The sequence below is a fragment of the Candidatus Accumulibacter necessarius genome (assembly GCF_036625085.1).
Window position 1 is genome coordinate 157,707 of the sequence record NZ_JAZKUM010000010.1, and the last position, 7,591, is coordinate 165,297.

The following is a 7,591-nucleotide window of genomic DNA, read 5'->3' on the forward strand; positions in this document are numbered from 1 at the left end:
GCACTAGGCGAAGCTCACCTGATCGGCACCCTCGTCGCTGGTCCCGGGCGGATGGTCCATGTCGTACTGAACACCCAGGTAGTAGATGACCGTGCCCTCACGATCCATCAGCGGCCGGATCGAAAGCCGATTGAGGAACAACTCGCCGTTCTTGCGGTAGTTGCGCAGGGTGACGACGCATGCTTCCTTGTTCGCCAGCGCCGCCCGGATGGTTGCCAGCGCTTTCTGATCCCGGTCTTCACCCTGAAGAAAGCGGCAGTTGCGGCCGACGATCTCGTCCTGGGAATAGCCGGACATTTCCTCGAAGACCTTGTTGGCATACACGATCGGGTTGTCTGGCAAGTCCGGGTCGGAGAGCGTGATGCCATTGACGCAGGCATCAAGAATCTGCGTCAGCACGTAGGGAATCAAACCGTCGTCTTTTGCCGTAGTGAACATGCGCACCTCCCCTCCAATTCAAAACCTCCAAGCAATGCCATCGCTTGCCGCATTACTCACCGTGGTCGAGCATTTCCTTTTCGATCAGCAACTTCAGTTTGCGTACTGTGCGCCTGGCACCGTCCTGGACGGCAATGCGAATCAACTTTTCGAACGGGCGCAAGCGCCCTTCGAGGATCTCCAGCGCGAAGCTGAAGCCGATCCGGGTCGATGAACTGACGTCCTCGAACTCATAGAGCGAGCGATAAGGCGCCGAAACACCCTTGAAGCAAACGCGTTTGAGCGGCTCCAGCTCGGCCACCTCGAAGATCGATTCGGAGCGGTGTCCCTGGTCGACGCGGACCTGTCGCGCTTGGTAGCCAAGGCGCACCGGGCCGGTCGACAGGGCTTCGAGCTCAACCACTTCGGACGACCAGCGCGGATAGTTGGCCACAAAATCGAGCGCGACGAACTGGTACACGCGTTCAATTTCATCAAACACGACCACGTCCGCTTTGGCGATGATCATCCGCAGTCCTCCGCCAGCGTTAGCCACGGCAGCAGGGCTGCTGCCGCTTCGTCGGCACCCGACGGGACGGGCGTTGGTGGCGCGATTTGCTGCCACAAGGCGGCCAGTGCCCCATCGAGATGACCGGCGAGCAGGTCTGCCTCGCTGATTTCCCGGCATTGTGCATGCCTTTGCAGCCAGCTTATCAGGCAATCCTGTTCCGGCCAGTCCTGCCGTCGCATATACAGCACCGGTGTTCGGTTGCAGGCAGCTTCGGTGAATGTGCCGTAGCCTGGTTTGGCAATCACGGCATCGACCGAGCGCAGTATATCGGTGAACGGCCGCTCCAGAGGGTCAAAATCGCTGGCGTTCGGGCATGCCAGCTGCCAGGCTTGCGGAACCAGCCAGCGGACGCCGGCGACAGGCGGCCACTCCGCGATCGGCAGTTGCATGTCGATGCCGCCGAAAGCGATCAGAACCAGTCGTTCGTCGCTGGCGCAGCACAGTTGCTCGCGCAGCGCCTGACGACAATCGCTACCCAGGGCGGCGACCGGACCGATGCGGCGTATGTGCGACAGCCCGGCCATTGCCATGCCTGGCGTCAGCCGCAGGAAGGAGGCAGCGTCGTTGTACGCGGTCAGCATCTGGCGATGAATCACCGCCGCCCACTTTTCGCCGGCGAAGAAATAGGCAAACAGCTCGGCCCAGTTGAGCGAGCACATCGCGACCGATGCGATGCCGGCACGAGCGGCGCCGGCCAGCGGCAGGTAGGCGACATCGCTGAGCACCAGGTCCGGCTGCAGTTCAGCCAGCAGTCGGGCTTCGGCGTCAACCCGGCTTTCCCAGTCGGCATGCTGGGTACGGTAGGCCAGTGCGGTTGCCGCCAGGTCGACCCGGGTTGCATCGTGCATCACGTAGCCGAAGTCGCTGCTCGCCGTCAGGTGCGTGAATTCGGTCGCAAGGCGGGCCTGCAGCTTCCCGGTTGGCAGCCCGCTACGGATGGTGAAACGCAGCTCCGGCAGGCGTCTGGCGAGAGCGTTGAGCACCGGCGCCGCTTGTGCCAGATGGCCGAAACCGTGTGCCGAGATGTCGACGAAGAGATGCGGTCGGGGACTGGCCATCGCCTGCTTCAGACGAAGCGCGCCAGCATCGCGCCCGGTAATTCAACGGGGACGGGAATCCATACCCGGTGGCCGTTACCCGGAGCGACGCCGATTTCGCCGCCATCGAGATTTTGCATTCGTGCCAGTGCAAACTGCCGGTTGCCTGAGGGATGGATGATTTCAAGCCGATCGCCGACCGAGAAACGGTTCTTGACCTCGATCAGGGCGAGCCTCCGCGGGGCATCCCAAGCCAGAATGTCACCCACGTAGAGGCTGCGCCCGGACTCGGAATGGCCGCGCAGGTAATTCTGCATCTCATGCTCGTGGTGACGTTGGTAGAAGCCGTCGGTGTAGCCACGATTGGCCAGGCCATCGAGTTCGCCGAGCAAGCCGGGGTCAAATGGCCGCCCGGCGACGGCGTCATCGATGGCGCGGCGATAGACCTGTGCGGTGCGCGCCACGTAGTACGGGGACTTGGTGCGCCCCTCGATCTTCAGTGAATCGACACCGATCTCGGCCAGACGGCGGACATGCTCGACCGCTCGCAGATCCTTCGAGTTCATGATGTAGGTACCGTGCTCGTCTTCGTCGATCGGCATCAGCTCGCCCCGACGTTCCTTTTCTTCGAGCAACCACCGGCCATTGGTCAGTCCGGCGGCGGGCAAACTGGCGGCGCGAATGTCACCTGCAGCATCCTCCGTTGCTGCCTGTACCTTGTAATCCCAGCGGCAGGAGTTGGTGCACGTCCCCTGATTGGGGTCACGATGGTTGAAGTATCCGGAAAGCAGGCAGCGGCCCGAGTAGGCCACGCACAGCGCGCCATGGACAAAGACCTCGAGTTCGATGTCGGGGCATTGCTGGCGAATCTCGGCCACTTCGTCTAGCGACAGTTCGCGCGACAGGATGATCCGGGCGATGCCAAGTTTCTGCCAGAAACGGACTGCCGCAAAGTTGACCGTATTGGCCTGCACCGAGAGGTGAACCGGCATTTCCGGCCAAGTCTCGCGAACCAGGTCGATCAGCCCGGGGTCAGCCATGATCAGTGCGTCGGGCTTGAGGGCGACGACCGGCGTCATATCGACGAGATAGCTGTGCACCTTGCGGTTGTGCGGCAGGACGTTGCTCACCACGTAAAGCTTTCGGCCGGCGGCGTGCGCTTCGCCGATGGCGCTGGCAAGCTGGTCGAGGTGGCCGAAGTCGTTATTGCGTACCCGCAGGCTGTAGCGCGGCTGCCCCGCGTAAACCGCGTCGGCGCCAAAGGCCAGGGCCGTGCGCAGCATCGCCAGCGAGCCGGCGGGGGCGAGTAGCTCGGGACAAGAGGGCAAGGTTGCGGTGGCAGGCATCCGGAGAGGGTGAGGGACGGGGTAGAATGCGGCAACGCGAAATTTTACTCCCATTCTCCAGATTGCCCCGACATGTCCGAAGAGATCCTGATCAACTTCACGCCGCAGGAGACACGCGTCGCCGTCATGCACCAGGGCGTCGCGCAGGAGCTGCATATCGAGCGTAGTGCCAGTCGCGGCTTCGTCGGCAACATCTATGTCGGACGCATCGTTCGCATTCTGCCGGGGATGCAGTCGGCTTTCATCGACATCGGTCTTGGCCGCACCGCGTTCCTTCACGTGGCCGACATTCGTGAGCCACGCCCCAGCGATGAGCCACTGCGACCGATCGAGCGCCTGCTCTTCGAGGGTCAGAGCATCCTCGTGCAGGTCATCAAGGACCCGATGGGCAGCAAGGGTGCGCGTCTGTCGACGCAGGTGTCGATTGCCGGGCGCATGCTGGTCTACCTGCCGCAGGACAAACATATCGGTATCTCGCAGCGCATTGAGCGTGAGTCCGACCGCGAAGCGCTGCGGGAGAAACTGGGTCGCCTGGTACCGGGGGAGGAACCGGGTGGTTTCATCGTGCGCACCATGGCCGAGAGCGCGACCGAGGCTGAGCTTGCCAAGGATATCGAGTACCTGCGCAAGCTCTGGCGCGACATCCAGATCCAATCGAAAACCGCCGCCCCGCCTTCGCTGCTCTATCAGGAGCTGTCACTGGCGCAGCGTGTACTCCGTGACTTCGTCAATCCCGAGACCGCACGCATCGTCATCGATTCCCGCGAGAACTTCCAGCGGCTGACCGCGTTTGCCGCCGAGTACACTCCGACGGTGGCGCCATTGCTCGAACACTACACCGGGGAACGGCCACTGTTTGACCTGCATGGCGTCGAAGACGAACTCCAGAAAGCGCTTGCCCGCCGCGTCGATCTCAAGTCGGGCGGCTATCTGATCATTGATCAGACCGAGGCGATGACCACCATTGACGTTAATACCGGTGGCTTTGTCGGCGTGCGCAATTTTGATGACACGATCTTCAAGACCAATCTCGAGGCAGCCCAGACGATCGCGCGGCAGCTCCGCCTGCGCAACCTCGGCGGCATCATCATCATCGACTTCATCGACATGGAGAACGAGGAGCATCGGACGGCAGTCCTCAGCGAGTTCAACAAGGCGCTGGCGCGTGACCATACGCGCCTGACGGTCAATGGCTTCACGGCGCTCGGCCTGGTCGAAATGACCCGCAAGCGGACGCGCGAGTCTCTGGCGCATGTGCTGTGCGAAGAATGCCCGACCTGTGGTGGTCGTGGCGAGGTCAGGACGGCACGCACCGTCTGTTACGAGATCCTGCGCGAACTGCTGCGCGAAGCACGCCAGTTCAATGCACGCGAATACCGCGTGCTCGGTAATCAGGCGGTCATCGACCGCTTTCTCGACGAGGAGTCTCAGGGTCTGGCGATGCTTTCGGATTTCATCGGCAAGCCGATTTCGCTTCAGGCCGAGCCCAGCTACTCGCAGGAGCAGTACGACATCGTTCTGATGTGAGGTTTCGTGGCGTCCCGCCACGTCTCACTTGCCACGCGAAAACACCGATAAAACAAGGAGTTTTCGGGTTTCGTTGATTTTCAGGTCTCTTGACGTCTCACCCCGTACTGCCAAAATTGGGTAGCTGGTTGGGTAGCTAGATGGGTAGCTGCTACACCAGAACAACCGGGGGTACACATGGCACGAGACAAAGGGTTCCTGACGGACCTGCAGATCAGGCACTGGATCAAGGCGGGTACGCCGCTGGCCAAGGCTGACGGCAATGGTCTGACTTTCACGCTATCGGCCGCAGGCCTGGCGGGCTGGATCCTTCGCTACCGGCACGGTGGCCGCCGACGTGAGTTGTCGATTGGCCGCTACCCCGACATCAGCCTGGCCGACGCACGCGGAATCGCCACCATCAAGCGCGCCGAGATCATGCAAGGCGGCAATCCGGCCGCCGACAAGCAGAAAGCCAAGTCCATCGCGGCAAAGGACTGGACTGTGCGGGAACTCGTCAAGGACTACCGGGCCAAGAAGCTCGTGAGCCTGGCTGAGAGCACGCAGGTGAGCTATGGGCGCCACCTCAAGCGCATCGAGAACCGGCTCGGTGCGCTGACCGTGCGCGAGATCGAGGCATCGGACGTAATTGCGCTGATTGAGGCCAGTTCGCTGACTTGGGGCGAGTCCAATATGCTGCTGATCACCACCAAATGCCTGTTCACTCATGCCTGCGGCAAGCGCCTGGTCAACACCAATCCGTGCCACGGCATCATGCTTTCGGCGCTGCTGGGCGAGCGGCCGCCGAAGCGACAGCGCCTGATGCTGACCAGGGAAGAACTGCACCTTCTCTTGAACGCCGGCATGCGCAAGCGCAATTCACTGATCATCCGCATCCTGCTGGCCACCGCTGTGCGCAGCGCGGAACTCTACAAGGCGAAGTGGGAGGACGTTTACCTCGACGAGGCGCGCTGGCGCATCCCGAAAAGCAAGACCGGCCCTGCGATGGATATCCCGCTGGCGCCTGTCGTCGTCGGGTGGTTCCGGGAACTGCGAGAGATGGCAGGCGAGTCGGCCTATGTGCTGCCCGCCTGGACACGGGGCCGCGCTGCGCGAAACGGTGGCGATACCCACGTCAGCAAGGACAGCATCCGTGAAACGATCGGCTACTGGCTCGATACCGACAAGCCGGCGGTGCGCCGCTTCACGCCGCACGACCTGCGCAGCACGATGAAGTCACACATGCGGGCGCTGGGTGTGCCGAGGGACATCTCCGAGATGTGCCTAAATCACAAGCTGTCGGGCGTGGAGGGGATTTACGACCAGGCATACCTACTTCGACGAGCGCAAGGAGGCATTGGAAAAGTGGGCTCAATTTCTTGTGGCATGCGAGGGTCCGCGAGCAATGCGGTGCCGATCACTGTGGTCAAAGGCAGTTCAAGGGCCTGATTGAATGGTTGAGGAGCAATGCGAGGCACTGCGTGGCGGCAGAAGTTCAAGAAATGCGGCTCGTTTAAGGATGAGGTGCAGGCAATTGCCAAGGCTCAGCGTGGGCAGAGTAGACGGCTGCAGGTCGGCCTTTGCGGTCATTGGGATGGTTGTCTGATTCGGTCAGCAATGCGTCGGATTCTGTTGAAAAACTCGCCAACGAGTTGGCAGTCCCGGCCATTTCAAGCCGTTTTGGCGGACTCCAGGGCCTAAAATCGCCTCGGCGAGTGGTTTTCTAGCCCCATTTCAGGCCATTTTTGCTACTCCAGGCGCACCTCTCCCGTCTTGAGGTAAGGTTGGCATGGCCAGCTTGGCTAAACGCCGCAGATTCTGCGCCACGGCTGCCAAAGTGAACTCGTCGGTGGCGCCGCTCAGCCCGCGCAACCGCAAGCGGTCCAAGCGCAGGATGCTTTTGAGATGGGCGAAGAGCATCTCAACCTTCTTGCGCTCGAAGCAGGATTGCCGATACGCCGCGGTCCTGGCGATGCGCCGGGCGACGTCACGCGCATTCTCATGGATGCTGCGGTGAATCTTGCGGTGCGTCGTGTTGGGACAGCAGCGAGTCTTCAGCGGACAACCTGCACAGTCCGCCGTACGACTGCGGTAGATGATGGTGTCGGCCTTGGTGATGTGCGTGCGCTCCAGCTTTCGCCAATCGCAGCGCAAGGGCTTTTCGGCCGGGCAGCGGTATTCGTTGGCGGCTTCGTTCCACGCGAAGTCCTGGCTGGAGAGGGTGCCGTCTTGGCGCCCGGTCCTGTCCCAGACCGGCACGTGCGGTTCGATGCCTTTCTCCTCGACCATCCAAGCCAGCATTGGCGCCGTACCGTAGGCCGTATCGCCGATGAGCCGTTCGGGTTTGAGGTCAAATCGTTCTTCGACCCGGTCCACCATGATCTTCGTCGATTCGACTTCCAGCGTCCGGTGGGCGGGTGTTGCCTCGACATCGACGATCACGCCATGGGCCGTGTCGATGAGGTAGTTGGTCGAATAGGCAAAGAAGGACGGCTCCCCCGTGGCACCGGTTAGCCGAGCCTGCGGGTCGCTCAGGGAAAGGGTGCGGGAGGCCGGCTGCTTGGCCACTTCATCGTCTAGCCCTGCCAGGTACTCCTTCACCGCCCGGCTAGCCTCGGATTTATCCGCCCAGTCAATCGCCTGGCCCGGCGCCACGGCCGGATGACGGCTGGCGTCGGCCGCCACGATGCTCGCATCTACAGCGAATCCTTCGC

General features: G+C 62.0%; 7 protein-coding genes. 2 read left to right on the plus strand and 5 right to left on the minus strand.

Annotated elements, in window-relative coordinates; genetic code table 11:
- Positions 1 to 3 precede the first annotated feature (3 nt).
- The 4 genes from V5B44_RS22720 to yegQ are packed head-to-tail and all read right to left on the minus strand — an operon-like array spanning position 4 to position 3,371.
- Positions 4 to 438 (minus strand): PAS domain-containing protein, encoded by a 435-nt coding sequence (locus V5B44_RS22720; protein ID WP_332361317.1) that lies wholly within the window; start codon positions 436 to 438, stop codon positions 4 to 6.
- A gap of 52 nt (positions 439 to 490) precedes the next feature.
- The gene (locus V5B44_RS22725) at positions 491 to 946 is read right to left on the minus strand and encodes an SRPBCC family protein (RefSeq protein WP_332357895.1); all 456 of its coding nucleotides are present in this window, start codon (positions 944 to 946) and stop codon (positions 491 to 493) included.
- Positions 943 to 2,046, minus strand: coding sequence for a hypothetical protein (locus tag V5B44_RS22730; RefSeq protein ID WP_332361318.1), 1,104 nt, complete (start codon positions 2,044 to 2,046; stop codon positions 943 to 945). Before V5B44_RS22730 ends, V5B44_RS22725 begins: the two co-directional genes overlap by 4 nt.
- A gap of 8 nt (positions 2,047 to 2,054) precedes the next feature.
- Positions 2,055 to 3,371 carry a tRNA 5-hydroxyuridine modification protein YegQ gene (gene yegQ, locus V5B44_RS22735; RefSeq protein WP_332361319.1) on the minus strand — a complete coding sequence of 439 codons (1,317 nt, stop codon included), beginning with the start codon at positions 3,369 to 3,371 and terminating at the stop codon, positions 2,055 to 2,057.
- A gap of 72 nt (positions 3,372 to 3,443) precedes the next feature.
- On the opposite strand from yegQ, the gene rng reads away from it, so the two are divergent.
- Both rng and V5B44_RS22745 read left to right on the plus strand, forming a co-directional pair.
- Positions 3,444 to 4,898 (plus strand): ribonuclease G, encoded by a 1,455-nt coding sequence (gene rng / locus V5B44_RS22740; protein ID WP_332361320.1) that lies wholly within the window; start codon positions 3,444 to 3,446, stop codon positions 4,896 to 4,898.
- A gap of 177 nt (positions 4,899 to 5,075) precedes the next feature.
- A complete protein-coding gene (locus tag V5B44_RS22745; protein WP_332361321.1) occupies positions 5,076 to 6,326 on the plus strand; it encodes a tyrosine-type recombinase/integrase in 1,251 nt (416 codons plus the stop codon).
- Between the two features lie 285 nt (positions 6,327 to 6,611).
- Here V5B44_RS22745 and V5B44_RS22750 read toward each other — a convergent pair.
- Positions 6,612 to 7,591, minus strand: a 980-nt coding sequence (locus V5B44_RS22750) for a transposase (protein WP_332361322.1), incomplete at its 5' end; no start/stop codon positions are given.

Bases quoted from the DNA above. Each gene is read 5' to 3' on its own strand.
- rng (WP_332361320.1), top strand. From the start codon at position 3,444: ATGTCCGAAGAGATCCTGATCAACTTCACGCCGCAGGAGACACGCGTC.
- yegQ (WP_332361319.1), bottom strand. From the start codon at position 3,371: ATGCCTGCCACCGCAACCTTGCCCTCTTGTCCCGAGCTACTCGCCCCC.
- V5B44_RS22725 (WP_332357895.1), bottom strand. From the start codon at position 946: ATGATCATCGCCAAAGCGGACGTGGTCGTGTTTGATGAAATTGAACGC.
- V5B44_RS22720 (WP_332361317.1), bottom strand. From the start codon at position 438: ATGTTCACTACGGCAAAAGACGACGGTTTGATTCCCTACGTGCTGACG.
- V5B44_RS22745 (WP_332361321.1), top strand. From the start codon at position 5,076: ATGGCACGAGACAAAGGGTTCCTGACGGACCTGCAGATCAGGCACTGG.
- V5B44_RS22730 (WP_332361318.1), bottom strand. From the start codon at position 2,046: ATGGCCAGTCCCCGACCGCATCTCTTCGTCGACATCTCGGCACACGGT.